At 69.2% G+C, this 25455-nt stretch carries 27 protein-coding genes; 11 read left to right on the top strand and 16 right to left on the bottom strand.

Going from position 1 to position 25455, the window contains the following annotated elements; genetic code table 11:
* Positions 1–6: 6 nt before the first annotated feature.
* The 5 genes from IEZ21_RS18905 to IEZ21_RS18885 all read right to left on the bottom strand — a co-directional run bounded on the left by IEZ21_RS18905 (position 7) and on the right by IEZ21_RS18885 (position 3090).
* Complete coding sequence (locus IEZ21_RS18905) at positions 7–258, bottom strand: type II toxin-antitoxin system RelE family toxin (RefSeq protein ID WP_189323085.1); 252 nt, start codon at positions 256–258, stop codon at positions 7–9.
* Positions 255–530 carry a type II toxin-antitoxin system prevent-host-death family antitoxin gene (locus IEZ21_RS18900; protein WP_189323084.1) on the bottom strand — a complete coding sequence of 92 codons (276 nt, stop codon included), beginning with the start codon at positions 528–530 and terminating at the stop codon, positions 255–257. The genes IEZ21_RS18905 and IEZ21_RS18900 overlap by 4 nt, the downstream gene beginning before the upstream one ends.
* A 76-nt stretch (positions 531–606) precedes the next feature.
* Positions 607–1491, bottom strand: coding sequence for a hypothetical protein (locus tag IEZ21_RS18895; RefSeq protein WP_373302243.1), 885 nt, complete (start codon positions 1489–1491; stop codon positions 607–609).
* Positions 1492–2000: 509 nt separating this feature from the next.
* Positions 2001–2267, bottom strand: coding sequence for a DUF397 domain-containing protein (locus tag IEZ21_RS18890; protein ID WP_189323083.1), 267 nt, complete (start codon positions 2265–2267; stop codon positions 2001–2003).
* Entirely contained in the window at positions 2248–3090 is an 843-nt protein-coding gene (locus tag IEZ21_RS18885; protein ID WP_189323082.1) for a helix-turn-helix domain-containing protein, read from the bottom strand. The genes IEZ21_RS18890 and IEZ21_RS18885 overlap by 20 nt, the downstream gene beginning before the upstream one ends.
* 115 nt (positions 3091–3205) lie before the next feature.
* Here IEZ21_RS18885 and IEZ21_RS18880 point away from each other — a divergent pair, with 115 nt between their 5' ends.
* Genes IEZ21_RS18880 through IEZ21_RS18865 form a run of 4 tightly spaced genes read left to right on the top strand, consistent with a single transcriptional unit; the run spans position 3206 to position 4463 of the window.
* On the top strand, positions 3206–3421 hold the full coding sequence (locus IEZ21_RS18880) for a hypothetical protein (protein WP_189323081.1): 216 nt from the start codon (positions 3206–3208) through the stop codon (positions 3419–3421).
* Positions 3418–3642: a hypothetical protein gene (locus tag IEZ21_RS18875; protein ID WP_189323080.1), complete on the top strand. Its 225-nt coding sequence runs from the start codon at positions 3418–3420 to the stop codon at positions 3640–3642. Before IEZ21_RS18880 ends, IEZ21_RS18875 begins: the two co-directional genes overlap by 4 nt.
* 51 nt (positions 3643–3693) lie before the next feature.
* Positions 3694–4257 (top strand): hypothetical protein, encoded by a 564-nt coding sequence (locus tag IEZ21_RS18870; protein WP_246567880.1) that lies wholly within the window; start codon positions 3694–3696, stop codon positions 4255–4257.
* On the top strand, positions 4257–4463 hold the full coding sequence (locus IEZ21_RS18865; RefSeq protein ID WP_189323079.1) for a type II toxin-antitoxin system VapB family antitoxin: 207 nt from the start codon (positions 4257–4259) through the stop codon (positions 4461–4463). Before IEZ21_RS18870 ends, IEZ21_RS18865 begins: the two co-directional genes overlap by 1 nt.
* A 48-nt stretch (positions 4464–4511) precedes the next feature.
* On the opposite strand, the gene IEZ21_RS18860 is transcribed toward IEZ21_RS18865, so the two are convergent.
* From IEZ21_RS18860 to IEZ21_RS18850, 3 genes are all read right to left on the bottom strand, one after another.
* On the bottom strand, positions 4512–5099 hold the full coding sequence (locus IEZ21_RS18860; RefSeq protein WP_189323078.1) for a hypothetical protein: 588 nt from the start codon (positions 5097–5099) through the stop codon (positions 4512–4514).
* Positions 5100–5208: 109 nt separating this feature from the next.
* Positions 5209–6186 (bottom strand): N-acetylmuramic acid 6-phosphate etherase, encoded by a 978-nt coding sequence (gene murQ / locus IEZ21_RS18855; RefSeq protein ID WP_189323077.1) that lies wholly within the window; start codon positions 6184–6186, stop codon positions 5209–5211.
* Positions 6187–6310: 124 nt separating this feature from the next.
* Positions 6311–7231, bottom strand: coding sequence for a MurR/RpiR family transcriptional regulator (locus IEZ21_RS18850; protein ID WP_189323076.1), 921 nt, complete (start codon positions 7229–7231; stop codon positions 6311–6313).
* A gap of 202 nt (positions 7232–7433) precedes the next feature.
* Here IEZ21_RS18850 and IEZ21_RS18845 point away from each other — a divergent pair, with 202 nt between their 5' ends.
* Together IEZ21_RS18845 and IEZ21_RS18840 are read left to right on the top strand one after the other, a co-directional pair.
* Positions 7434–7856, top strand: coding sequence for a DUF8819 family protein (locus IEZ21_RS18845; RefSeq protein WP_189323075.1), 423 nt, complete (start codon positions 7434–7436; stop codon positions 7854–7856).
* Positions 7853–8125 (top strand): DUF4031 domain-containing protein, encoded by a 273-nt coding sequence (locus tag IEZ21_RS18840; protein ID WP_189323074.1) that lies wholly within the window; start codon positions 7853–7855, stop codon positions 8123–8125. The genes IEZ21_RS18845 and IEZ21_RS18840 overlap by 4 nt, the downstream gene beginning before the upstream one ends.
* Positions 8126–8144: 19 nt before the next feature.
* Here the strand turns inward: IEZ21_RS18840 and IEZ21_RS18835 are convergent, their stop codons facing one another.
* The 3 genes from IEZ21_RS18835 to IEZ21_RS18825 form a co-directional block, all read right to left on the bottom strand.
* The gene (locus IEZ21_RS18835) at positions 8145–9215 is read right to left on the bottom strand and encodes a GNAT family N-acetyltransferase (RefSeq protein ID WP_189323073.1); all 1071 of its coding nucleotides are present in this window, start codon (positions 9213–9215) and stop codon (positions 8145–8147) included.
* An 18-nt stretch (positions 9216–9233) separates the two neighbouring features.
* Positions 9234–10454: a Cmx/CmrA family chloramphenicol efflux MFS transporter gene (locus IEZ21_RS18830; protein ID WP_189323199.1), complete on the bottom strand. Its 1221-nt coding sequence runs from the start codon at positions 10452–10454 to the stop codon at positions 9234–9236.
* Between the two features lie 93 nt (positions 10455–10547).
* Positions 10548–11195 carry an HD domain-containing protein gene (locus tag IEZ21_RS18825; protein ID WP_189323072.1) on the bottom strand — a complete coding sequence of 216 codons (648 nt, stop codon included), beginning with the start codon at positions 11193–11195 and terminating at the stop codon, positions 10548–10550.
* A gap of 101 nt (positions 11196–11296) precedes the next feature.
* On the opposite strand from IEZ21_RS18825, the gene IEZ21_RS18820 reads away from it, so the two are divergent.
* Together IEZ21_RS18820 and IEZ21_RS18815 are read left to right on the top strand one after the other, a co-directional pair.
* A complete protein-coding gene (locus IEZ21_RS18820) occupies positions 11297–12001 on the top strand; it encodes a copper homeostasis protein CutC (RefSeq protein ID WP_189323071.1) in 705 nt (234 codons plus the stop codon).
* Positions 12002–12285: 284 nt separating this feature from the next.
* The gene (locus IEZ21_RS18815; protein ID WP_246567878.1) at positions 12286–13011 is read left to right on the top strand and encodes a YqeB family protein; all 726 of its coding nucleotides are present in this window, start codon (positions 12286–12288) and stop codon (positions 13009–13011) included.
* Between the two features lie 37 nt (positions 13012–13048).
* Here IEZ21_RS18815 and IEZ21_RS18810 read toward each other — a convergent pair whose 3' ends face one another.
* On the bottom strand, positions 13049–15133 hold the full coding sequence (locus tag IEZ21_RS18810) for a HelD family protein (RefSeq protein ID WP_189323070.1): 2085 nt from the start codon (positions 15131–15133) through the stop codon (positions 13049–13051).
* A gap of 347 nt (positions 15134–15480) precedes the next feature.
* Between IEZ21_RS18810 and IEZ21_RS18805 the strand changes: the two genes are divergently transcribed.
* The gene (locus IEZ21_RS18805; RefSeq protein WP_189323069.1) at positions 15481–15681 is read left to right on the top strand and encodes a hypothetical protein; all 201 of its coding nucleotides are present in this window, start codon (positions 15481–15483) and stop codon (positions 15679–15681) included.
* Between the two features lie 14 nt (positions 15682–15695).
* Here IEZ21_RS18805 and IEZ21_RS18800 read toward each other — a convergent pair whose 3' ends face one another.
* The 4 genes from IEZ21_RS18800 to IEZ21_RS18785 all read right to left on the bottom strand — a co-directional run bounded on the left by IEZ21_RS18800 (position 15696) and on the right by IEZ21_RS18785 (position 24260).
* Positions 15696–17339 (bottom strand): DNA repair helicase XPB, encoded by a 1644-nt coding sequence (locus IEZ21_RS18800; RefSeq protein WP_189323068.1) that lies wholly within the window; start codon positions 17337–17339, stop codon positions 15696–15698.
* 137 nt (positions 17340–17476) lie between these two features.
* Positions 17477–20890 (bottom strand): DUF499 family protein, encoded by a 3414-nt coding sequence (locus IEZ21_RS18795; RefSeq protein ID WP_189323067.1) that lies wholly within the window; start codon positions 20888–20890, stop codon positions 17477–17479.
* Positions 20891–20998: 108 nt separating this feature from the next.
* Positions 20999–23773, bottom strand: a complete 2775-nt coding sequence (locus tag IEZ21_RS18790) for a DUF1156 domain-containing protein (protein WP_189323066.1) — start codon at positions 23771–23773, stop codon at positions 20999–21001.
* A 136-nt stretch (positions 23774–23909) separates the two neighbouring features.
* The gene (locus IEZ21_RS18785) at positions 23910–24260 is read right to left on the bottom strand and encodes a hypothetical protein (RefSeq protein WP_246567876.1); all 351 of its coding nucleotides are present in this window, start codon (positions 24258–24260) and stop codon (positions 23910–23912) included.
* A gap of 185 nt (positions 24261–24445) precedes the next feature.
* On the opposite strand from IEZ21_RS18785, the gene IEZ21_RS18780 reads away from it, so the two are divergent.
* A complete protein-coding gene (locus tag IEZ21_RS18780) occupies positions 24446–25252 on the top strand; it encodes a helix-turn-helix domain-containing protein (RefSeq protein ID WP_189323065.1) in 807 nt (268 codons plus the stop codon).
* Positions 25234–25449: a DUF397 domain-containing protein gene (locus tag IEZ21_RS18775; protein WP_189323064.1), complete on the top strand. Its 216-nt coding sequence runs from the start codon at positions 25234–25236 to the stop codon at positions 25447–25449. Before IEZ21_RS18780 ends, IEZ21_RS18775 begins: the two co-directional genes overlap by 19 nt.
* Positions 25450–25455 lie beyond the last annotated feature (6 nt).

The raw sequence follows: 25455 nt of genomic DNA, 5'->3' as shown, positions 1-25455 counted from the left end.
GGCGCTTCAGGTACTGCGACCGACCTTCAGCACGTGGACGGTGATGGTGGAGTCGTCCGGTCGATACAGAATCCGCCAAGTGCCGACGTGCAGTCGGTAGTAGCCGGATGCGCCAAGCGCGCGGGCTGCTTCGGGACGCGGGTCGTCGGCGAGTGCGCGTACTGCTGCGGTTGTGGCCTTGGCCCCGATGGGGTCGAGGGCTCGAAGCCTTCGGAACTCGCTCATGGCGTGGTGTTCCCACACCAGTGCGTAGGTCACGAAGCGGCCTCCTGGCGATCTTCCGCCTCCAACTGGGCCATGAAATCGTCGTGAGACATGGACGGGCCGGACGGGTTCGCCTCACGTGCCTGCGCTTCGGCGATGTCCGCCTCGTCCCGCAGTCGCTGCAACTCTTCCAGTTCGCTTATCGGGATGAGCGCGGCGGCAGGCTTTCCGTACTCCGAGATCAGGATGTGTTCCTGACCGTGCCTGACCCGGCCGACCAGTTGGCCGAGTTGGTTGCGGGCTTCCACGAGCGGATACATCTCCATGAGAAAACTGTACACACCTGCGAGTGTGTACGGTGAATTCATTTGGCTGCTCTTTCGCGGGCAATGCCTGGAGCGGTCATAGACGTGGCCTTTCTCGTCGGTCGACCATCGCCGCGCGGGCTGCGGCGGCGTGGGCGTGGACTGCGGTGGACGTCAGAGGCATGGAGGGCTGGGGTGGGGCGGTCTCGCCTCGGCACGGGCCGCAAACGCCGCCCGGCAGAGCCTCCGGGCGGCCCGGGGCGCCGCACTTCGCGCACTCCAGTACGCGGAGGGGTGGGCGTGCGGCGGCCGGTGTGGGCTCCGGAGGGAGCTTGTTGGTCAGGCGGTTGCGGACGAGGGCGGCCGGGCTGTGGACCGGGGTCGGGAGACCTGCGGTCAGGGCCTGGAGTACGTGCTCGTCGGTGGCGCCCCTCGCGAGCCACTCGGTGAGGAGCGGGGCGAGGTCCGCGCAGGCCTTGGCCGACAGGGGCAGGGCCGGGGTCGCACGGCCGAGGGCCGCGAGGAGGATGTAGGCGCGGGAGCGGGTGGGGCCCCGCCGGTTCGCTGAAGGTTCCTGCTCCTGAGGTACGTCGCCCCGCGTGAACGCCGCCCACCAGTCGTCGTCCCGTGCCGTTCGCGAGAACCACGTTCGGGTGATCCAGCGCGGGCTTCCCGAGTCGGCCAGATGTTCGCGACCCCGGCGCAAGTGACCTGCCTGTTGGATGTTGTTGAGGGCCGTGCGGAGGGCGCACTGGCCGTACGGGAGCGTCTTGGCCAGCGTCTTTACGGAGATGTCTGCGCCGTTGGGGAGGCGGTCGATGTACGCGGCGATGGCGGCTTCGCGGGGCGGGAGGTGGGCGAAGTCGTGGGCGGTGCGGGGGAGTTGGTCCGGGGCGCTGAGTTTTCCGTAACCCGGATTGGCCATCGGGTGCGGGGACGCGTGCGCGGGCAGGAAGGTAGCACTAAGGTTGGCGTCAGCCATGGGATCGAGTCGCTTTCGATCTCGTAGGTCAGGCCCCCGCAGGTGTTCCAGCACATGGCGGGGGTTGTTCGTTATGCGGGCACGCTAAGCCCATGTGACTGTCCGTGGCAATTCGGTCGCGTCACGTCAACTCGCGGGGAGGGGGGGCGGGTTGAAGCCCGCCTCCCAATCCTCAGAAGCAGGGCTCGGAGCTCGGCGCTTGAGCTTCGGGCAGGCTGCGGGCCGGTGGCTCGATGAACCGGTGGGTGGGGGTGCCTTGGGTCGGGCGGTCGCTGCGGACGGCCCCGGCTCAGCTCTCGCCAGCCCGCACTCGTCTTGATCGCTTCGGAGTTGCACCGGTGTGTCCAGCCGCCCCGCGCCTCAGTACCGATCGCGGGAAAATGTGACACTCGACCCCGGAAGTGTCACATTTCTGCACCCCACCTACCCCGCCCACCGGCTGTCGGCCGCTGAGCCGACCTGTCGTGCGGGCGAGGCGTGACGCGTTCCGTCCACCGGTCGGCCCTCTGCTAGTCGTGCTTGAGGTTTGCGACGAAGGCTGTCCAGGCCTCGGCCCGGAACACGAGCTTCGGGCCGAGGGGATTTTTGGAGTCGCGGACGGGGGCTATGCCGGGGTGGTCGTCGGCGACCTCCAAGCAGTCGCCGCCGCTGCCGCCGCTATAGGTGGACTTTCGCCAGGTGGCGACTTCGAGGCAGTCGCCGCCCTGGCCGCCGCTGTGGCTGGACTTGTGCCAGATGGCCGCGCTCAGGTCGTACTCAGGGGTGTTGTTCTCCATGTTCGTAATCCTGCGCCACTGACTCGATCAAGGCCAGGGACTCCGTCGGGGAGAGGGCTGCAGCCTGAAGGAGGTTGAACATCAGGGTGTGTCGGGTGACGGTCGCCGGGTCGTCCAGCAACATCCCCATGCTGGGCCCCTCAATGAAGGACAGCGGGGGTGCGTCGTCGAACTCCATGAGTTTTAGGGGGCCTTCCATCGAGGCATGCGCCCCCGCACCGAACGGCAGTACCTGCACGATGATTCGGTGCTTGCGCGCGAGATGCGTAACGCGGCGCAGTGCCTCCGCCATCACCGCGTTGCCGCCGACCTCACGCCTGAGGACAGCCTCGTCCAGAATCGCCCACAACAACGGGGTTGTTGGATCGTCGAGGATGTGCGCGCGTTCGAGGCGTGCCGCCACCAGGTCTTCGATCACCTCGTCCGGCGCCGTCGGGTGGTAGGCGCGGAACACCGCTTCTGCGTAGGCCTTGGTCTGCAAGAGGCCCGGGATCAGCTGTGACGCGTACTGCCTGATCGCCGTCGCGATCCGCTCCGCCTCCGCCGCGTCCGCGAAGTGGTCCGGGTGCTTGGACTTGTTGGCGGCCTTGCAGTTGCGCTCGAAGAAGCCCTTCGTGTCGAGTATTTCGTCGAGCTTCCGGGCCATGTCCGGCTGAATCCGGCGCGTACCGGACTCCATTTGCCCGATGAACGAGCCGCTCACGAAGAGGGCCTGCCCGAGGGCGTCCTGGCTGAGGCCGGCCTTCTCGCGGGCGTGGCGGAGTTCGGCGCCGAGGAGGGCGCGGGGAGAGACGGACGGATCAAGGTCCTTCGGTCCTGGCATGGGCAACTCCCGGTCCTACACGAGGTGTTGTTGGGACGCCGGCTCTGTTCAGGCTAGCGAGGGATGGCCACTCTGGGTGGTGGAATCGGATACTCAGAGCGAGAGGTGCCAGGTCATGGCGTTGCAATCGGAGGAGTGGCTGTGGGAGGCCGAAGAGATGGTGGGCCGACTGCGGGAGGAACTCGGAGAGTTGGGCGTCGTGTTGCCGTCCCTCCGCGTGGACCCGGTGACGGCGGCGACCAGGGAGCCGTACCCGCTCGTCGAACTCGGCCGCTGCAACCTGAACACGGCGAAGCGACTGGCCGACGCGTTGCACGAGGCCCGCCAGTGAGCGCGGAGAACAGGAAGTACGCCATCGACGTACGGGACGGGCGGCTCGGCCAGGTGATGGGGCGCGAGGGCGGCTACGTACAGCTGCGGCCGGTGGGTGGCGGGCGGGAGTGGGACTGCCCGCCGGACGCCTTGGGGGAGGCGGATCCGGGGGAGGCGGATCCGGGGGAGGTGCTGCGGGCGCGGGTGCGGCGGATCAACTGGGAAGGGCGGTTGCCGTGAACGGGGCTGCGGGGGCGGGGCGTTGTCAGTGGTGGGTGGGACGGTAGGCGTATGGGACTGAGTATTCGGCGTACGTGGGACGAAGTGACCGGGCTGTGGACCGCGGTTGGTGGTGACGGGACCCGGTCGGTGACCATCACGGCTCAGACGTGTGACGAGGCGACTGCTCTCGTGCAGGAGGCCTTCGGGTTCAAGGCGTATCGGCCGCCTCCGCCGCTCCCGCCGGGGTGGCAGCGGTTCACGCTGATCCATGACCCGGTCGGGGAGTATCCGGGGTTCGACGATCCTCGCTACGACGCGCTCAAGGCCCGGCCGCCCGAGGGCTGCGAGGTGGAGCAGATGGACTCGTACTTCGGGCTGCGGTGTGTGCGGCCGGGGGACAGGCTGCTCGATGCCGTCGCCGAATTGTGTGCGGAGATCCGGGCGGAGCACGGGCTGCTCATGTCCGATCTCGGCATCGAGAAGCTGTACGAGTGGTCCGAGGACGGGACCGACGGGTGGGGTGCGGAGATCGTCGGGCAGTTGCTGCTGATGGCTGCCGTGCGTGGGCCACGGCTCGGGTACAGCGTGGATGATTTGGTGCGGTTCCTGCGGACTGCGGCGGGCGGTGGCTGATGTCGCGTACCACGATCGACCTCGATGACGCGCTGGTCGCGGAAGCTGCCGCGATCCTGGGCACCACCACCAAGCGGGCCACGGTGAACGGTGCCCTGGCGGAGTTCGTGGCGGCGGTGGAGCGGCAGCGGTTCGTGGCGATGCTGGAGGACGGGGTCCTGAGTGACCTCGGTGATCCTGAAGTGATGGCGAAGGCATGGCGGTAGGGCGGTACGGCGCTGACCTGTGACGGCGCCGGAGGTCTTGCCGGAGCGCTAGAGGTTGCCCATCGGTTCGATGTCGATCTTTCGGGGTTCGCCCCAGATGCGTAGGACCTCGTAGTCGGTGAATTCGTGGACCAGGCGGTAGGCCATGCCGGGGTGGGGGCTGCGGCGCTGGGCGGCGAGGAACAGCTCGGCTTCCTGTTTGTCGCGGCGGGGGGTGCCGCAGAGTTGCCAGACCTGGCCGGTCCACATCTCGGGGAGCCAGCGCTGCTGGGGCTGGGGGCGGTCGCCCCGTACGCCGTAACGGGACTTCGTGCGCTCGAGCGTCTCGTCCGGGGCGGTCGGACGGCCCTGGGTGAAGGAGTCGTTGACCTTCGAGCGGCGGGCGATGCGGCGGCGGGTCTCGCAGAGCAGGCACAGGTCGGGGGCGTCCTCGTCGACCGGGCCTGTGGGGTGCTCGGCGCAGCGCGTGGTGGGCTTCGCCGTGGTGACGGTCTCCTCGAGCAGGTCCAGGGCCCGCTTCAGGTCCGCCTTGACCTCGTGCAGCTTCGCGTCGGGTGTGTCCGTGCCCAGGGCCTCGCCGTGCTCGCCGAGAAGCCGCAGGGCGCGGCCCAGGGCGGTCAGCTGTGCGTGGTTCATGGTTGGTCGTCCCCTCCCGGGAGCGGAGTTGCTGCCGACGTCCCCAAGAATCACATGCGGCACTGACAATCAGCGGGGCGCCTGGGCGACAAGGCCCACCAGGCGCTGCTCAGCCGCTCGCGAGCGCCGCCTGAAGAGCCACCCGGAGGTGGCCGTTCGCCTCTGTGAGCAGGCGGGCGGCGGTCGCGGCGTCGATGTCGGCGAGGAGGACGAGGATCGCGTTCTTCGTCTCGCCGTCGGCCGCGCTCAGGGCCGCCTCGATCTGGTCGTCGGGCGCGCCTGTGGCCAGCGCGACGATACGGCGCGAACGGGCCCGGAGCTTGTCGTTCGAGGCGCGTACGTCGACCATCAGGTTCCCGTACGTCTTGCCCAGGCGGATCATCGTGATCGTCGACAGCATGTTGAGGACCAGCTTCTGGGCGGTGCCCGCCTTCAGGCGCGTCGAGCCGGTGAGCAGTTCGGGGCCCACGACGACCTCGATGCCGTGGTCGGCCGCCGCCGCGAGGGCGCTGTCCGCGTTGCAGGACAGGCCGATGGTCAGGGCGCCGAGTGCGCGGGCGTGTTCCACCGCGCCGATCGCGTACGGGGTCCGGCCGGAGGCCGAGACACCGACCACCGTGTCGTCGGCGGTGATGCCCAACGCACCCAGGTCCTCGGCCGCCAGCTCCTTGGAGTCCTCGGCGCCCTCGATGGAGTTGACCGTGGCGCTCGGGCCGCCCGCGATCAGGCCGACGACCTCGGAGGGGTCCGTGTTGAAGGTGGGCGGGCACTCGGACGCGTCGAGGACGCCGAGGCGGCCGGCGGTGCCCGCGCCCGCGTAGACCAGGCGTCCGCCGCGCGCCATACGGTCCGCGACGGCGTCGATCGCGGCGGCGATCCGCGGGAGCTGCGTGGCGACGGCGGTCGGTACGGTCGCGTCCTCGCCGTTCATGATCTTCGCGATCTCGAGGGTGGGCAACTGGTCGATCCGAGCGAGCTCGGGACGGAACGCCTCGGTGGTCAGGGTCTCCAACTCGTCCCGTACATCACGGAAGTCGGGGGTGGAGCTGGGGTGGCGTTCGAAGGAGGCGTCGGCGGGGGAGGTCATGTGGGGCAGCTCTTTCCGGGGGTGGTTCTCTGGTTCTCCGGGTTGGTGTAGCGCCCCTATCAGGGGCGCGGGGAACTGCGCGACCAGCCACGTACGGCCCGCAGAGTACAGACGGCCTGTGGTTCTACCGCGCCCCCCGCGGAGCGTGACGGTGCGCCAGCGCCTCGTAGGACGCGGCCAGCGCCGGCGCCGCCGTCTCGTACGTCCGCTGGGCCACGCCTATGAACAGGCAGTCCACCACCAGCAGTTGGCTCGTACGGGACGACATGGCGGCCGGCCGCAACTCGCTCTCGCGGGCCGTCGACGTGGTGAGCACGTGGTCGGCGTACTGCGAGACCGGGCCGTCCGGGCGGCCGGTGATCGCGACCGTCGTGGCGCCCCGCTCGAAGGCGACCCGTAGCGGCTCGATGACGTCGCCGGTCGAACCGGAGTGGGTGATCGCGATCGCCACGTCCTTGGCGCGCAGCTGCACGGCGTTGGTGACCGCGAGATGGGGGTCGCTGAACGCGTGCGCTATGAGGCCTATGCGCAGGAGCTTCTGGTGGAGGTCCTGGGCGACCAGGCCGGAGGCGCCGACTCCGTAGATGTCGATACGGCCGGCCGCCGCGAGCGCGGAGACGGCCGCGCCGAGCTGGACCGTGTCCAGGCCTGCCGCGGTGTCGGCGAGGGTCTGCTGCTCGTCGTACGCCAGTTTCGCCACGACGTCCGCGATCGGGTCGTCGACCGCTATGTCGGCCGTGACGGCGGGGGCGCGGCCCGACTGCTGGTGGGCGGCGAGGCCGGCGAGGGCCAGGCGCAGGTCGCGGTAGCCGGGGTAGCCGAGGAGGCGGGCGGTGCGGACGACTGTGGCCTCGCTGGTGCCGGTTCGCTCCGCGAGGCCGGTGACCGTGAGGGCCGCGCAGCCCGCGGGGTCGCCGGCCACGGTCTCGGCGACGCGCTGCATGGAGCGGGTCATCGACGGGGCGAGGGTGCGGACCTTGGCGGCGAGGGCCGCGGGGGCCGGCGGCGCTTCGCCCGCGAAAGTTTCCTTCACGTTGGGGGTCACGTGTGAAAGGTATTTTCGGCAGCGGGGAGGGGTCAAGGGGTGGCTCAGAGGGTTTTCAACTGCGGGCCCGGTGGGGGCTGGTCGCGCCCGCGCGGCGGAGCCGCATATCGATACAGCCCCGCGCCCCTTAGGGGCGCAGCCCTGACGGGCGCGCAGCCCACACGGAGCGCCGTCACTTGTGCCGTAGGCGCACAATGGGGCTATGGAACCTCCGCCCTCCCCACACCCCATCAGCCCCCTGGAACAGGCGCTGCACACGGCCCGTGCGCTCGTGATCGCCGATCTCGTCGCGGGCGACGTCGCCGAGGCCGATGTCGTCTCGCTCGTCGAGGCGTCGGTGGTGCAGCGGCGGTGGTGGGTGGAGCAGTGGCCGGAGGGCGTCGAGTACGTGGCGGGGCTGGTCGCCCAGGACGTACAGGACGCGCTGCTCGAGCGGTACGGGCGCTGGCCGCTGTGCCCCGTCTGCGGCGCCGGCGACCCGCACGCCCTCGACGTCGAACCGGAACTCGGGCCCGATCCGCACTGGGTGTGCCACAAGGCAGGCGTGAAGGTCTCGGCGGTGGGCTCGCTCGGCTCGGCGACGGGAGGGCCCGGCGGCGGCTCCGGCGGGACGCCCTCCTCGTGACGGTCTATATCGATCCGCCCGCCTGGCCGGGCCACGGCCGCATGTGGTCCCACCTGATCAGCGACGTCTCGTACGACGAACTGCACGCGTTCGCCGCGGAGTTGGGCGTCCCACCCCGGGCCTTCGAGCGGGACCACTACGACATCCCGTCGCATCGGTACGCGGACGTCGTGCGCGCCGGAGCGGTCGAGGTCAGCAGCCGTGAGGTGGTGCGACTGCTCTACGGGGCGGGGCTGCGCAGGCGCAAGAGCCGTACGCAATCCCTCTGAGCGAGTTGAGCGAGCGGTCTCAGCTTCTGCGGAGCTCGTACACGTACTGCTCCCCGTCCTCCCGCACCCACGTGTAGCCCGCACGCGACACCACGCCCTGGGAAGGGGCGTTGGCGTGGTCGATCTTCGCGCACAGCAGCTTCACGTCGTCGCGGGCCAGTGCCCATGTGGACAGCGCGCGCAGCGCCTCCGTGGCGTAGCCGTTGCCGCGGGCCGGTTCCTCCAGGTCGTAGCCGACCTCGGCGCGGCCCTCGTCGTCGGGTACGCCGTGGAAGCCCATGCCGCCGATGGCCCTGCCGTCCTCCGTGCGCACGAGGACGAACACGCCCCACTCCGGGCGGTGAACTCCGGTCTCGTACGCCTTGATGACTATCCCGGCGGAGAACCGCGTGTTCTCGCAAGGTCCGCCCTCGATCCACTCGAAGCCGCCCGTGCCGCCGGCCTGCAGATCGGCGGCGGCAGCGGGCGTGATCCCTTGCAGGGTGAGCCGCTCGGCGGGGATGACGAGGTTGTTGTTCCAGCGCCACTCGGTGACCGGCGCGCGGCCGGGCAGCTCGCCGCGGCCGGTCGCCCACAGGAGGGTGCGCCAGTGGTCGGGTCCCGGCTGGACGTGCGGGAAGATCCGGGTGAGTACGTCCTCGCAGAGCCGGGCCGAGGGCTCGTACGCGATGCCCAGCCCCTCGGCGATGTCATGCGTGTGCAGGAGCACCTCGGCGATGCCCATCGCGGCGAAGCCCTCGCGGTTCGCGCTGCGGAAGGGGTACGGGTGGAAGGCCCGCGCCTCGCGCGGCGTGGTGCGGACGGCCGCGGCGAGCAGGCTGCCGGTCGCCTCGATGACGTCCAGGACGTCGTCCGGGCTCTCGCACTCGCCGCAGTCGATGCGGAACGGTACGTACCGGTCGGTGGGGCGGCCCGCCAACTGCCCCGCGTACGAGATGAGATCCGACGCGATGTGCTCCGCCGTCCTGCGGCAACTCCACTCGAGACGGCCCGCCTTGACGCTCCAGTCCTGCTCCCCGGCCGCTGCCCGCAGCACCGCCACGGCATCCGCGACGGCTTCCTCTATCTGATCCCCGCCCATGTCTCGCATGGGGGCGACGATAGGTGGTCAGTTCGCGGAACGGGACTGAATAACCGCCTCATCGGTGCCGGCGGATGCGGCCCCGATGACGACTCGGGAAGCCGGACGCCGATGAAGCCGCAGTGAGACGGCGCTCGCCGCCCCCGCCGTGACCGTCATGGCCGCACCGGCCCACGCTGTCGAGGCGTACCCGAACCCCGCGTCGATGACCGCGCCGCCGAGCCAGGGACCGCCGGTGTTGCCGAGGTTGAAGGCGGCCGTGGTGGTGGCACCGGCGAGGGTCGGGGCGGCGCCCGCGACATTGAACATGCGGGCGTTCAGCGCGGGAGCCGTATAGAAGGCCGAGACGCCGAGGAGGAAGGAGAGGGCGACGGCGGCGAGCGCGTACCGGCCGAGGAGGGCCAGGGCGATGAGGAGAACGGTCGAGGCCGCGATGCCGGACAGCAGTACCCCGAAGAGGTGCGCGTCCGCGATCCGGCCGCCGATCGTCGTGCCGACGAGCGCGCCGATCCCGAAGAGTGCGAGGACGGTGGGTACCCAGCCTTCCGCCAGGCCCGCCACGTCCGTCAGCAGCGGGGCGAGATAGCTGAACGTGCAGAAGACGCCGCCCGCGGCGAGGGCGACGATCGAGATGGTGAGCCAGGTCTGGTGGTCCCGGTAGATCCGCAGCTCACGCTTGAGCCGGGGCTTCTCGGCCGGGAGGGGAATGGCCGGGATGAGGGTGACGACCCCGACGAGGGCGATCCCGGACGCGGCGGCGACCGCCCAGAAGGCGGAGCGCCAGCCGAGATGATCACCGAGGAAGGCACCCGCCGGGACGCCGAGAACGTTCGCGATCGACAGACCGCCGATCATCACGGCGAGCGCGCGGGCACGGGCGTTCGCCGGCACCATCGCGACGGCGACCGCGGCACCGACCGCCCAGAACCCGGCACACGCCAGCGCACTGATCACCCGGGACGCGAAGAGCACGGCGTAGTTCGGCGCGAGGGCACCCGCGATCTGGCCCAGGCCGAAGACCGTGATGAGGCTGATCAGGGTCGTGCGGCGGGGGAGGCGGATGGTTGCCACGGCGAGGAGGGGCGCCCCGACGACCATCCCGATCGCGAAGGCCGATATCAGCAGGCCCGCACGTGGAATCGACACGCTCATGTCGTCCGCGATGGCCGGCAGGAGGCCGGACAGCATGAACTCGCTGGTGCCCAGGGCGAAGACGGAGAGCCCGAGGATGTAGACGGCCAGGGGCATGCGGGCGGGAGCGCGGGCGACGGAGGGCATCTTCATGGACAACCAAGGGGGATGGAGCGGCATTCCCGGACGCGGTCACTGACCCGGACGCGGTCACCGAGCGGCGTCGAGCAGCTCCAGCTCGGCGCCGATGTTGTAGCGCGCCGTCGCCTCCCATTCCGCCGCCCCGTGCGGGGTGCGGAACAGGCGTGGCAGGGCGAGGAGTTGGCGCAGGACCGTGGCGCGGCCCTCGCGGAAGGCCTCGGAGGGGACGAAGGCGTACTCCTCGCGGACGGCGGCGGTGTAGAGGGCGTACGTCCTCGGGGGTGCGGCCAGGATCGCCAGGTCGGCGTCGCAGAGGACCTGGCCGTTGGGGTCGTCGGGGGACGGGTCGTGGGTGACCGTGAGGCGGACCAGGCGGGCGACCTCGGCCGTCTTCTCCGGCGGGACGCCGGCTTCGGGAAGGGCGCGTTCGGCCAGGCGGGCCGAGCGTTCCTCGTTCTCGGAGCGGTCGGGGAGGTAGACCGCGTCGTGGAACCACGCGGCGAGGCGAACCAGGTCCGGGTCGTCCGCGTACTTCTCCAGTACGTCGATGTGGTCCAGGACCGCCGTCAGGTGATCGAGCGTGTGGTAGCGGCGCTGGGGTTCCGACCAGCGGGCGAGGAGGTCGTCGGCGTACGGGGCGGGATCGGGGGCGGAGGTGGTGCGGGTCCGTTGCAGGGTGTGGAGCCAGCGGGTGTGCAGGGCTTCGGGGTCGGCCATGGGGTCATTGTTCCCCTTCGCCGCGTACCCTTGAATTGGACTAGACCTGTAGTCGCTCCAAGCCGTCCAAGCCGTCCAAGCCGCCAAGAGGAGAGGTCCTGATGAGCAAGCGTGCAGTCCTGGAGGTGATCGCCCTCGATGCCGAGGACGCGGTCGCCGCCCGGGCCGGGGGCGCGGATCGCCTCGAAGTCGTCTCCGACATGGCGGCCGACGGGCTCACCCCGTCGGTCGGGACCTTCGCCGAGATCCGGGCCGCCGTCGACATCTCGCTGCGCGTGATGCTGCGGCCGGGGGACGGGTTCGCCGCCGGAGACACCGGGGAACTGGTGCGTGTCGCACGGGAGTTGCGGAGTGCGGGGGCCGACGAGTTCGTGCTCGGGTTTCTGGACGAGGCCGGTGGTGTGGACGTGGCCGCGGTGGAGCGGATCGTCGCCGAACTGGACGGCTGCCGCTGGACGTTCCACCGCGCGATCGACCGGGCGGCGGACCGCGACGCCCTGCGCAAGCAGCTCGCGGATCTGCCCGGGCTCGACACCTACCTCTCGGCGGGCTCGGCGGCCGGTGTGGACGACGGCCTCCCCACGCTGCTGGCCGAGGCGGCGCGGCGCGGGGAGCCGGGCTATGAGCAGCGGCTCATGGTGGGCGGCGGGCTCCGTCTCGAGCACGTACCGCGGCTGCGGGCGGCTGGAGTGGACGCGTTCCATATCGGCGGGGCGGCGCGGTGGGGTGGGTGGGCGCAGCCCGTCTCGGCCGCCGCTGTACGCGAGTGGCGGGCGGCGCTTAGCGCTCCGCTGGGTGCGGTTTGAAACTGCGGGGGCCTTTGCTTCAGGGGCGCGGGGCTGTGACATATGCGGCTCCGCCGCGATGGGGGTCCCCCCGCTCGAGCGAATTCGAGAGTGGGGGAGCGACAAGCCACGACGCACCCGCAGTCGCCCACGCACCGAACCCACCCTCCCGGTGGCGCCCTTGGCCCCGCATGCCCCACGGCACCACATACCAAAGTGGCAGCGCCGTAGACCATCGGCTGATGACCGGAGGTCCGTCGCTCGCCACACTGAGGGCTGCGCAGCAAAACACGGGCGGAGGGCGCATGAGCGTGGATATGCAGAAGGAGCCGGACGCACGGGCGGGCCGAGAGGGCCGGCCCGACGAGCCGACCGTGCTCGCCGAGTCGACCTGGGGCGTCCTGGCCCTCTGCGTCGTGGCCGGGGCCGTGGTCGGTGAGCTGGTCAGGCTGCTCGCCGGCTGGCTCGTGACCCTGCGCTGGGCGCCGTTCAAGGGCCCGGCGAAGCTGCTGGACTCGGTCCCCGAGCCGTGGGTGACCATCGGCGCGGTGACCGTCGGCGCACTGCTGGGCCTCTTCGCGGCTCTTGTCCTGCTGCACGAGTCGCTGTCCGTCCGCGTCTCCGACCGCCGCGTGGTGCTCACCATCCGGGACGAGTCCGAGGAGTTCGCGCGGGACAAGATCCGCCTGGCCTTCCCGGACGGCAAACAGCTCGTACTGCTCGGCCACCACAGCGAGGAACTCGCCAGGGAAGACTGCGGCCTGGACAAGCGACGCCTCGCCGACGCCTTCACCGAGCACGGCTACACCTGGGCGGACGCGGACCCGCACCTGGCCGAGTTCCGGCGCTGGGTCCCGGACACCCCGGGCCTGCCCGCGGGTGCGAACGCCCTGCTCAAGGCCCGCGAGAAGGCACTCAAGAAGCAGGACGACGCCGAGGACGCCCGGGAACTGCGCAAGGAGCTGGCGAGACTCGGCGTCGTCGTGCGCGACGAGGACAAACGGCAGTACTGGCGGCTGCCGTCCCAGTGAACCGACCAGTGAACTGAACCGTGAACCGGCCTGCGGATCAGGCAAGTTGGGGCGGCAGCGATGCCGCGTGCGTCACGATCAGGCCCGAGACGGCTCGGGTCAGGGTGACGTACAGGCGGCGCAGGCCGGTCCGTTCGTCCGGTTCGCCGTCGACCACGGCCCGCGGCTCGTCCAGGACCACGTAGTCGTACTCGAGGCCCTTGGCGAGCGAGGCCGGGACCAGGGTCAGGCGGGTCTCGTACGTCGTCTCCTCGCCCGGTCCGATATACGTGATCCCCACCGCCGTCAGTGCCTCGGTCAACGCCGGGATGCGGGCGTCGGCCGCGATCAGGCCGACCGAGCCCTCGTGGCTCAGCAACTCCCGGCAGGCGTCCACCACTTCCGTGTCGCCGACAGTCGTCCGTACCTCGAAGAAACCCGGATTCTCACGGACCGACGCCACCGGAGTGAGCCCGGGCGCGATGTGCGGGAGGAGCCGGGACGCGTACGTGATGACGTCCGTCGGGACGCGGAAACCGGCCGTCAGTTCCTCCACGACGGCGTCACGCTTGCCCAGGTGCGCCAGCGCCTCGTCCCAACTGCGCGTCGCCCAGGGCGTGGTGCCCTGCGCCAGATCGCCGAGCACGGTCGCCGAACCCGTCGTGCAGCGCCGGCCCACCGCCCGGTACTGCATGGGGGAGAGGTCCTGCGCCTCGTCGAGCACCACATGCCCGAGCGAGTGCGTGCGCTGGACGAGATCGGTGGCCTCGTCGATCAACACGGCGTCCGCGGCGGACCACTTGGCGGACTTCGGCGACCGTACGGGCCTGGCCCACAGGATGGTCTTCTGCTCGTCCTCGGTGAGGATCCCGTCCGCGTGTACGGCGAGGAAGCCGGCGTCGGAGAGCAGACGCAGCACCAGCCGGGCGGGGTCGACCGGCGGCCAGATCGCCTTCACCGCCGCTTTCACGGCCGAGTTGCGGGCAACGGCGTCCTGCACGCGGTCGTCCGGGGCCTCGCCGGACCGCTCCATCTGTACGAGCACGGAGTGCGCGATGCGCTGCGGCAGGGCGTCGCGGGCGGCGCCGTAGCGGATGTCGCGGTCGAGCAACTCCTGGACGATCTCCTCCAGTTCGTACGCCGGGACGCGCCAGCGCCGCGAGCCGCGTACGACGACCACCGGCTCGGTCGGCATCGTGACGTGCGAGCGGACGGCGCGGCGCAGGACCTCGGCCATACGGGCGTCGCCCTTGACGATGGCGGCCGGTGCGTCGTCCCTGCCGCGTACCTCGACGTGGGCGACGAGGTCGTCGACCGTCGACTGCTTGACCTCCAACTCGCCCAAGGCGGGCAGGACTTGCTCGATGTAGTGGAGGAAGGAACGGTTCGGGCCGATGACGAGGGTGCCGGTGCGGGCGAGCCGGTCGCGGTGGGCGTAGAGGAGATACGCGACCCGGTGCAGGCCGACCGCCGTCTTTCCGGTGCCCGGACCTCCCTGCACACACAGGGTGCCGCCCAGTCCGCTGCGTACGATCTCGTCCTGCTCGGGCTGGATCGTCGCCACGATGTCGCGCATCGGGCCGACGCGCGGGCGCTCGATCTCCTGCTGGAGCAGCTTGCTGGTGACATCGGCCTCGGTGGGGTCGGTGAGGTGTTCGTCCTCGTACGCGGTGAGGTCGCCGCCCGTGTACCCGAAGCGGCGGCGCAGCGCGATGTCCAGCGGGTCCTTCTTGGACGCCCGGTAGAACGGCTGCGAGACCGGGGCGCGCCAGTCGATGACCATGGGGTCGCCGTCGGCGTCATGGACGTGACGGCGCCCGATATAGAAGCGCTCGCCCTCCGCGCCTTCCGCCTGCTCGACGCCCGGCTCGTGCAGGTAGTCGAGGCGACCGAAGAACAGCGGGGTGTGAGAGAGGTCCGCGAGGGCTTTGATGCGCTCCTCGATCTGGTGGGTGAGGGCTTCCGCGTTGACCCAGTTCGCGGTGACGTCCCGGATGTCGAGGGACTCGACGTCCTCGCGCATGGCACGTAGGGCGGCGCGGGAACGGGTGAGGTGGGCGCGCTCGCGGGAGAGCGGGTCGTGGGAGTCGAGGGGGTCGTCGGCGGGCGGGGTGGACACGGCGGTGCCTCCGGGCGTGGTCATGCAGCGTGGCGTCCTGCTGCCTGGGGTTCTGCTGCGTGGGTGTGCCTCGTCGCCGTACGTGTCGTACGGCGGGGCTGGTGCCGGCCGGTTTCCGTCCGGGCGGCAGCGCTCCACGAGGGGAGGCGGGCAAGAGCGGCGATTTTAGGCTAGGGGCCGATGGCGGGGCCAATGGTTTATTACGCGGCCCTGCTCCTGGTGCCAGACCCTGCTCCTGGCCTACCCCCTGGCGGCTACTCCCCCTAGTGGGTCCCTAGGGGGAGGGCTCAGCCCAGAGGCGTATGCGGAGGTCGCGGAGGTTCGGCCCAAAGGCCGATGTCACCCGAATGGCCGAAACGCATCATGGAAACATGAGTGCAGCGACCTTCACCCCAGCCTCCGGCCCCGCCCGGCACGGTCCGCCGCCCGGCGCGACCGCCTTCGACAACCGTCACCACCGCCACCTCCTCGGCGACGCCGTGCGCGCCGTCAAGGTCTTCGCAACCGCCGCGATCGATGTGATCGTGCTCGGGGAGTACGGCGAGGAGGCGGGCGTTCGCCGCCGGCGGTGAGCCGCCTTCCCCACTCAGCTGTCCGTCAACAACTCATCCGCATCCACGATCCGATACGCATACCCCTGCTCCGCCAGAAACCGCTGCCGATGAGCCGCGAAGTCCTGGTCAAGCGTGTCGCGGGCGACCACCGAGTAGAAGTGCGCCTGGTGACCGTCCGCCTTCGGACGCAGCACGCGGCCGAGGCGCTGTGCCTCCTCCTGGCGGGAGCCGAACGTCCCTGAGACCTGGATCGCGACCGTCGCCTCCGGCAGGTCGATCGAGAAGTTCGCGACCTTCGACACGACGAGCACGCTGATCTCACCCTGCCGGAACGCCTCGAAGAGCTTCTCCCGCTGCGCGTTGCTGGTCTCACCCTTGATGACCGGTGCGTCCAGATGCTCGCCGAGCTCGTCCAGCTGATCGATGTACTGGCCGATGACGAGCGTCTGCTGCCCCGCGAAGCGACGTACCAGCGCCTCCGTGACCTTCCGCTTGGTCTCGGTGGTCGCGCAGAAGCGGTACTTCTCCTCGGTCTCGGCCGTGGCGTACGCCAGCCGCTCGGAGTCCGTCAGATTCACCCGGACCTCGACGCAGTCCGCGGGCGCGATATAGCCCTGCGCCTCGATCTCCTTCCAGGGCGCGTCGAACCGCTTCGGGCCGATGAGCGAGAACACGTCCGACTCACGGCCGTCCTCCCGTACGAGCGTCGCCGTCAGGCCGAGCCGCCGGCGTGCCTGCAGATCCGCCGTGAACTTGAAGACGGGAGCCGGCAGCAGGTGCACCTCGTCGTAGATGATCAGGCCCCAGTCACGGGAGTCGAACAGCTCCAGGTGCGGATAGACGCCCTTCCGCCTCGTCGTCAGCACCTGGTACGTGGCGATGGTGACCGGCCGGATCTCCTTCCGCGTACCGCTGTACTCGCCGATCTCGTCCTCCGTCAGCGACGTACGCCGCACCAGCTCGTGCTTCCACTGCCGGGCGGAGACGGTGTTGGTGACGAGGATGAGGGTGGTGGCCTTGGCCTCGGCCATGGCCCCGGCGCCGACGAGGGTCTTTCCCGCACCGCAGGGGAGGACGACGACCCCGGACCCGCCGTGCCAGAAGTTCTGCACGGCCTGCTTCTGGTACGGCCGCAGTGCCCAGCCGTCCTCGGCCAGCTCGATCGCATGCGCCTCGCCGTCGACGTACCCGGCGAGGTCCTCGGCCGGCCAGCCCAGCTTCAGCAGCGTCTGCTTGATCTGCCCGCGCTCGGAGGGGTGCACGGCCACGGAGTCCGGGTCGATCCGGGTGCCCACGAGCGGCATGATCCGCTTCGAGCGCAGGATCTCCTCGAGTACGGGCCGGTCGGTGGTCGTCAGCACCAGCCCGTGGGCCGGGTGCTTGGACAGGGTCAGCCGTCCGTACCGGTCCATCGTCTCCGCGATGTCGACCAGCAGCGCATGCGGCACCGGATACCGGCTGAACTGCACCAACGCGTCCACGACCTGCTCGGCGTCATGCCCGGCGGCCCGCGCGTTCCACAGCCCCAGCGGCGTCAGCCGATACGTGTGGATGTGCTCGGGCGCCCGCTCCAGCTCCGCGAACGGCGCGATGGCCCGACGGCAGTCGTCCGCCTGCTCGTGATCGACCTCGAGCAGGAGAGTCTTGTCGCTCTGGACAATAAGTGGACCATTCACACGAGGCACCTCTCCGGTCGGCCAAACGTCCAGTGTGCCTGATCGTCGGCGCACCGGACACACGCCGCCCTTCGCTCACCTATCGCTTGAGACGGGCGAGGCGACTGCTGCTGAGCGGCTACTTCATCCTTAGCAGGTCACTCATCCTCGAACCCGTACGGCTCGAACTTCAGGGTCCGGGCGTTCTCCGTCACGACTCGGACCTTGTCCTCGGGATAGCCGTCGGGGCTGTGGGCCTCGACCTCCAGCCGGAGCCGCACCTCGGCACCGGGGACGGACCGCAGATGCGGCAGGATCTCCTCGATGAACTTGGTGAAGTCCTTGCCGATCCGTTCCGCGTCCATCGGATACGAACCGAAGAAGCGGGCATGCCGCGCCGGGGCAGGGCCTTCGGGGGCGAGGGAGGAGAGCGATGCCTGTGGCATCCCAGGACCGGCCGGGCGCGGACCGGCTCCGGTGCTGGGCACCCCCGCACCGGGTTCACTGGTGGTGAAGGCTTCCGTGCCGCTCACCGCTTCGGCGGCGGCACGCGCGGCCTCCTCGCGGGCTCGCGCCGCGGCGCGCTCCTGCTCGCGCTGAGCGATCGCACGCTCTGGAGCGACCAACAGGGTCTGATCGGTCACCTGCCCGAACGTGCCCTCCATGGGCAGTGCCAGACCGGTGTAAGCACCGCGTTCCTCGTCGTAACCCTCAGCGAGAGCGAAGCCCTCTACGTCCCAGGTGATGCCCTCGGTGAGAACACGCAGGACGGCATCCTCCAGCACTGAGCGGTCCCGCAGCCGTGTCAGGTACGGATGCCTGCGGTAGTACCCCCACAGTGCGCCGAAGGTGACGTGACCCCGCTCCCAGACCCGTCGCAGATCGGTGTCGAGGTCACGGCGAAGACTGGCAGTACCGAAGACGGGGGCGAACAACCCCGCGTCGACCAGCTTTTGCGAAGCCCGCACCGCGAGCCCGTCCTCGGATCCGTCGCACCTGATGGCCTTGAGGGTGTACTCCTTGTCGCCCTCCGGCTGATCCGGCACGGTCAGCCAGTTGTACGTCGCTGAGATCCGCAGATCGACCGCCTGGTCGGCGTGAGCCCGGCGGGTCTCCGCGAGCCTGACTTGCTGGGGGTTGAGGTTGAGTTCCTCCTCGCCCCGCTCCTCGTAGATACCCTTCCAGGCCAGGAAGTCCCGGACGGCGTCCTCCAGTTCCAGCAGCCGCTGCTCGTCCGGGGCCAGGAAGACCAGCTGGTTGACGTTGACGCGCTGGGCGGAGCCGCACTGCCGCAAACACTGTGCGGCGAATTCGAGCGCCGGGGACTCGTCCTTGTTCCTGCGGTGTGGATACCGCGGGTGGAGCAGCACAAGGCGGGCCTCTTCCCAGTCCCGTACCTCGCCTGTGCCCTCGGGGGCGGCGTGAACCTTGCGGAACTGGCCCGAGTGGGCCGCCTGGGTGCTGCGCAGCCGATCGGTGATCTCGCGCCAGACCTCCTCGGGCCGGTTTCGCAGTGCCTCCGCGCGATCTTGGACGGTGCGGGTTATGGAGGGCTGGGTGCTGTAGTAGTAGCGGCCAGTCTCCGGATAGAAGTACGTGGTCCGCTGGGCGAGCAGGTCGATCGCGGAGCCGAAGTTGCCGATGGTGTCACCGGGCACGGCCACGCCCAGCCAGACGTACTGCCGCTCGATCCCGCGATGCTCGCTGCGCAGCGTCGGGGCGGAGCCGAAGAACACCGTGCGGGCGAGCCGCCGGGTGATCCGCCGCTGGCCGAAGGTCTTGCGGTCGTTGTCGATGCGCACAGGCACCGAGGCATCCCCGTCGACGTCCGTGGAGATGATCACCTTCCACTCGTCATCGAGGTACTGGTTGAGCTCACTCACGACCTTCGCGTCCTGCAGCGGGATGGAACCGGGCATGATCAGCGGACCGGAGTCGTCGGCCTGCCATAGCGAGTGGACCACGCTGCTCATCATGCGCAGTACGCCACGGGTGCGCTGGAATCGGTCGAGCGTGGACCAGTCCTTGTAGAGCCGGTCGAACAGCTCGGGGTGTATCGGATAGCACGCCTTGATCCGGTCCTCGTACGTGCCCTCGTAGCACTCGCGCGGGAACTCCCCATGCTTAGAGCGGTAGAACTCGACGAAGTGCCGGGCCACCGCCGCGATCTCCGTCTTTGCCTCGGCGTCGGGCTCCTCGAAGAGCCTGCGACGAACGATCTCGAAGGACTCCTGCTGGGACGCGGGTGTCCAGTGCCAGGCGACCCGGCGTACCACGTGCTGCAGCCGCTTGAGGGCCTCCCGGCCGTTGAGTCCGCCGACCTCCAGGCCGACGCCGCTGGTCGCACTCTCACCGGCGTCGATCTCCTTGGACGCCGGGATGGAGACCACCAGCAGGGCGCCGGGCACGGCCTTGACGGCTTCGGTCAGCGTCTGGGCGAAGCTGAACTGGGTGTCGAACGTGCCGGCGGGAAGATCGTCCCGGCCGTACAGCTCACGCGCGTACGCGACCCACTCGTCGATCAGGATCACGCAGGGGCTGTGCGCGGCGATCAGGTCCTTCAGCCGCTGACCGGGATTGGTGCCGGCGTCGTCGTCCGCCGCGATCCGCTCGTACGCGGCCTTGCCGCCGAGCCGCATGGCGAGCTCGCCCCAGAGGGTGTTGACGTGCGTTCCCTCGTGGTCCGCGCCGGAAGTGGCGGAGAGCTTGTTGCCGACGAGAACGGCTGTGTTGACCTTGGCGAGCGAACCCCAGTCCACACCGGACTCGACGATCAGGTCGTGCAGTTCCTGCGGGAACTCGGTGAGGTGACGACCCGAGGCGAGATGGAAGAGCGCCAGCATCGAGTGCGTCTTGCCACCACCGAAGTTGGTCTGCAGATTGATGACCGGGTCGACGTTGCCGTCACCGGACAGCCTCTTGGCCGCCATGGTGACGAGGCCCCGCAGCCCTTCCGTGAGGTAGGTGCGCTCGAAGAAGCGCACCGGGTCGGCGTACTCCTCGCCCGCGTCGCCGTACGCCACCTCGTAGAGGTCGGCGGCGAACTCGGCGGCCACGTACTGGTTCGACCTTACGTCCGGATGCGGGGCCAGGACCTGGGTCCAGGGCTTGAGGGCTTGGCCCTGGATCATCCCCGGTACAGCGGCAGCGGCGCGGGTCGACTCCTTGACCGATTCCCGCGTCTGCCGCTCCTGTGCGAGCTGGAGCAGATTCCGCTTCTCCGTGTGCGCGGCGGCGGCCTGCCGGGGAGCGCCGACGGAGGTGAGCAGCCGCTCGATCAGGTCGAGGACGTACGCGGCGTCCTCTGGGCTGTACCTCTCGGTGTGGGGCCACTTGTTGCGCTCCTCCCGGAGGATGGACGCGATGGCCTGCTCACCGCGGGAGAGCCGGTCCTTGAACTCGGCCCGCTGCTCGTCGGCGATGACGTTCAGCTGCACGGCCAGGTCGGACTTCGAGTACGTCTCGCCGCCGTCCGCAGTGGCCGCCGATATGACCTCGTTGACGAAAGGTTCCAGTCCTTCCGCCAACAGCTCGAAGCCGCGCTGAACCCGGTCCCGGTTGCTGATCGCCATCGTCTGTGCTCGTCCCCTTCGGTGCTCGCGGCTGGCCGGCCCCTGCCAATGAGCCGCGTAGCCCCGCCGGCACGGACAGCCACAAGCCTATGCCCCTCGGGACACGGCTCACTCCTCGTTGAAGGGAAGGGTGTCCTCCACAGTGCTGGGCACGGCGATAGACGGGTTCCGCGAGGCGACGGTCAGGTCGGACCAGGACTGGCCGAGCCCGTTGAAGAGGATCGCGTCCTGCGCGAGACGCCGATTCTCACAGATCGAGAACAGCAGATACGCCAGCTCCTGCGCGGCGTCCATGTCCACCCGGTCCCGCGCGGCCGCCATCAGCCGTGCGGCGGGCTCCACGCCTTCGTCTTCCAGGGTTTTGGCGAGGCGCAGGACGACGGACCAGAGGCTGATCCGGTCCTCGGTCAGCGGATGCCAGTCGTCCGACAGCTCGGAGAAGGGCAACAGCCGTGCCTTGCCCGCGACGGCCCGGAAGACGCCGCCGTGCTGTACGCCGTCCACGGACGTGTTGCGCTGCCGGGCAAGGTTGTCGGCGTCGCCGAAGATTCCCTCGCTCCAGCCGAAGTTCCTGAACCACTGCACGCAGAACCGGGTGTCCGGGTCGAAGTCGCCCTCCTGCTCGGAGAGAACCTCGTCCAGCGTCCGGTTGATCTCCGTGAGTGCGGTGCGCACGGTCATGGCCCGCCCGTCCGGCTCCAGTACGCGCGTGTAGCGGGAGAACACCGCCATGCCGGGGCCGATGGCGGCCTGACCGAGGTCCACGGGCGCGATGGCGCCCTGCTGCAGCTCGTTGAGCTTCGTCGGCATCTCGGCCTTGAGTGCGGACAGGAAGGCGCGGCGGCTGACGGTCTCCGCGTCGTCGGGGCGCGGGCGGCAGGCGAGGACGATGGAGGAGGCCAGGGCGTTGCTGGCGTTGTTGCGGGTCCGGCTGGTGCGCTCCGTACGCATCGGCCATGTGCCTGTGACCGTCCAGCCTTCTCTGAGTAGGCCGGTCAGCAGTGTCTCCCACCCTGTTGACGCTTGCCCGTCCACATCGGTTTCGGATTGCTTGAAGGCATAGAAGATGGTCATCGGGTAGCTCGCGTCCGCATTCTCGCGAATGCGATGGAATACGCGCCTGAAGCCATCCTCGAAGAACCTTTCGGATTCTTCTTTTCCGCCTCGACGGAAAGGATCCGCGACCAGTTCCTCATCCTTCGGAGTCAACATGGTTCCGAGAAGGTCGGGCCAGTTGCCGCGCAGTGAAGAACGCAGCCATACGTAGAAGAAATCCGAGAGGTCTGCGTATGGGACGTTGTCGTAATACGGCGGATCGGTCGCCACGACGAAATTCCCGTACGAGCGAGTGGCGGCGTCCTGCTGCTCGGCGAACCCGGCTGCTGATGCCGGTAGCGTCTCGATAACCCGGGCGATCGCCGCTACTGCCCTATTGATGTCTCCGGTCGCACCCACGAACGGGTTGACCTCGGCGAAATCCCAGACCATGGACAATGCCTGTCGTGCGAAAGTCGAGCGAGTGGCACCTGTGCCGTGTGACGGGCTCCAGGAAACCAAGGAAGTGAGATCGTCTGAAACGGCGCTCACCAGGAATCCGAGATAAGTCTCAACTGCTCGGCGGTACCCATGCGGAGTCGTGCCCATATCTGTGCCGTCCATTGCTTTCCCAATGAGGCGGCAGAATTCGGACATCGCCGTGAGCTGGCGGTTGGTGAAGAGGTCGGCGTGGTGGGTCATGCCGTAGTTGGGCGTCGTAAGATACCGCGGATTGTAAGGGAGCTCCGATTCAGGGACATCGTCCGGACGCGGCACCCGCGCGGCCTGTTCGTGCTCGTCGTTCGGCGGGAGGTAAATCCGCTGCCGCTTTCCTTCCGCCGCGATGGCCAAGAGCTGCTGGCCGATACGCCCCGCCTTGCCTTCGGTCCGGACGTACGACAAGGGGGCCACGTCGTGGCAGCCCACGCATACCGCGCCGGTCCTCCGGACCGTGCCGTCGTCGGCCGCCTTCGGGGCCTGCTTCAAGTCATGCCCGATGGTGAAAACGACGCGGCCGTCCTCCACGCTCGGGACGACATACGCCTCCTTGCCCTTCTTTTTCCCGAGCCACCAGGACTTGACCAGAGGCATGCGGATGCCGCATGCCGGGTTGGGGCACTCCACGGTGCGGGCCCAGATCCAGGCGATGACGTTGAGCTCGCGGACCCTGCCTTCCTCGTCCTCGAACTTGGCCCTCGGGTAGAGGTGGCCGATCCGCCTCTCGGCCTCGTTCCGCATCCACTTGCCGTAACGGCGAACGTCCTCGGCCAGACCCGTGGCCTTGGGCCACCAGCCCTCGGTCGCGCCGTCCGCACCCAGTCCTTCGTCGGCCGCTCCCGGGAAAACCGGCGGCTGCCCGGCCCACTTCGGGGGAATCTCGATCAGTGCTTTGTTGATCAGCACCGGCACCGGATTGAGGTCGGACGCATGAGCTTCCAGGCCCAGCCGCTGCGCTTCCAGGGGGATGGAGCCACCGCCGGCGAAGGGGTCCAGGACCGGCGGAGGGTTGCCATCCGTGGACTTGAGGATCTCCTCATGCGCCTCCCGCAGCAGCGCCTCATCCGAGGTGTTCTCCCACTCCACCAGCTGCTCGATGATGCGGAAGAGCCGCTTTCGCTCCAGCGCGATGGCCTCGTCATCCGGGAATCGGTCCGGGTGGGACGTCGGGTCGTCGACGAGCTGAGCGAACAGCACCGCTCGGCACGCGGCGAGCGGGCGGCGAGCCCACCACAGGTGGAGGGTGGAGGGATGCCCTTGCCGGATCGACTTCTCCCGCGCGGATTCACGGTTGATCACTTCGAGCGGCAGCGCAACCTCGATCAGCTTGCGCTTGGGCGTGGTCGTCATGCGGGCTCTTCTCTCCGGGCAGGGGTGGGACGGTGCCGCCCGGTTTTCCCGACAGGGAGGGCCGACACCCGCCCCAGTATGGCTCGTATGACTGACAGCCCCGTACGAGCCCGTTCCGGGGGCGCGCCCCACGCGACTACTCAAGCCCGTCGTCCTCTTCCTCGCGGCCTGGGTCAGGGAGCCGGGCCCCGCGGCTGTCGGCGATGCGGAGTACGTCACCCAGCGCCCCGGCGGTCCGCCGCAGCGTCACCCGCAGGGTGAGCGGTCCCGCCATAGGGTCGTCCAGAACGGCCTCGGCGTCCGTCAGGGCATCTGTGCCGAGATTCATCTGCGCCTCCTCCACGTCGTCGGCGAGGCGCGAGACCAGACCCCCGCCGTTATCGGCGGGGCGCAGGAAGCAGGGCTTGCCCTCCGGGCTCTCCCACGGCAGCAGCCGAAGGTCGGGCGCGGGGGCGGCGAACAGGCGGCGATCACGGCGGTATGTCACCGGGCCATCTCCTTTCGTGATGAACGGCCTTCAGCCTCCCGTCTCTTCACCTATCGTGAACAGGTAGTAACTGTCGGTTTATTGGGTGCTGGTGTCGGCGTATCAGGGCCCGCTGATCAACGACGGAGAGGTGTTCGGTGCCGCCGCGGAAACCGACCTCAGGACACGGGCAGCAGTCACCGCGTATGGTTCTGGCCGCCGAGTTGGCCCGGCTGCGCAGCGAATTCCGCTGGTCCCTGCGGGAGTTGGCCGACAAGGTCGGATGGGACCGCACGCACCTGCACAACATGGAGCAGGGCAAGAGCCTCGGCGGCCCCGAGCTCATCGAGGCACTGGACACGGTCTACGGAACGACTCCCTTGCTGATGCGGCTATGGGAGCTCGCCAAGCAGGGGGCCGTGTTCCGCGAGAAGTACGTGCGGTACATGGAGCTTGAGGCGGAGGCGGTGGTCATTGAGCACTACGCCGGGGCGTTCTTGCCGGGGGTGTTCCAGACCGAGGCGTACGCCCGTGCTCTGCTGTGGTCCACGCCGCATCGGCCCTGCGATGTCGCGGAGTTGGAGGAGCAGCTCGAGGCCCGCATGGGGAGAAAGGAGATGCTGCATCGGGACTCTGCTCCGTATCTGCGGGCGATCCTGGACGAGCCCGTGCTCAGACGGCCCTTGCGGGATGTTCAGGAGTGGCGAGAGCAGCTTGCGCATCTCGTTGAGCTGGCGGCCCTGCCACACGTGGACGTGCAGGTGCTGCCCTTCTCTGCCGGGTTGCATGATCTTTTGGACGGTGCGTTGACCTTGCTACGGCGTCCTGACGGCTGTACCGCTGCCTGGCTGGAGACCAGCAAGAGTGGTGAACTGTTCGAGGAGACTGAGACCGTCACTCGGTTCAGGTTGTCCTACGATGCACTCCGGGGCTTGGCCCTTTCGCCTCGGGAATCCGTAGCGTTCATTGAGCAAGTGATGGAGGACAGCGCACCATGCGATCCGCCAGCATAGACCTGAGCACCGCGGTGTGGCGCAAGTCCAGTTACAGCGACGGGGGGCAGGGCAACTGCGTCGAAGTAGCCGACAACATCCCCGCCGCCGTCCCCGTCCGCGACAGCAAGACCCCCCACGGCCCGACGCTGCTCTTCCCGGCCAACGGCTGGGCCGAGTTCGTCGCCGCGGTCAAGGGCGGCGTGTTCGAAGGCTGAGCCTAT

The organism is Streptomyces flaveus, from assembly GCF_014647675.1.
Taxonomy (GTDB): domain Bacteria; phylum Actinomycetota; class Actinomycetes; order Streptomycetales; family Streptomycetaceae; genus Streptomyces; species Streptomyces flaveus.
Note: the sequence above shows the minus strand (reverse complement) of the source record. Positions and strands in the feature narration are given on the sequence as shown.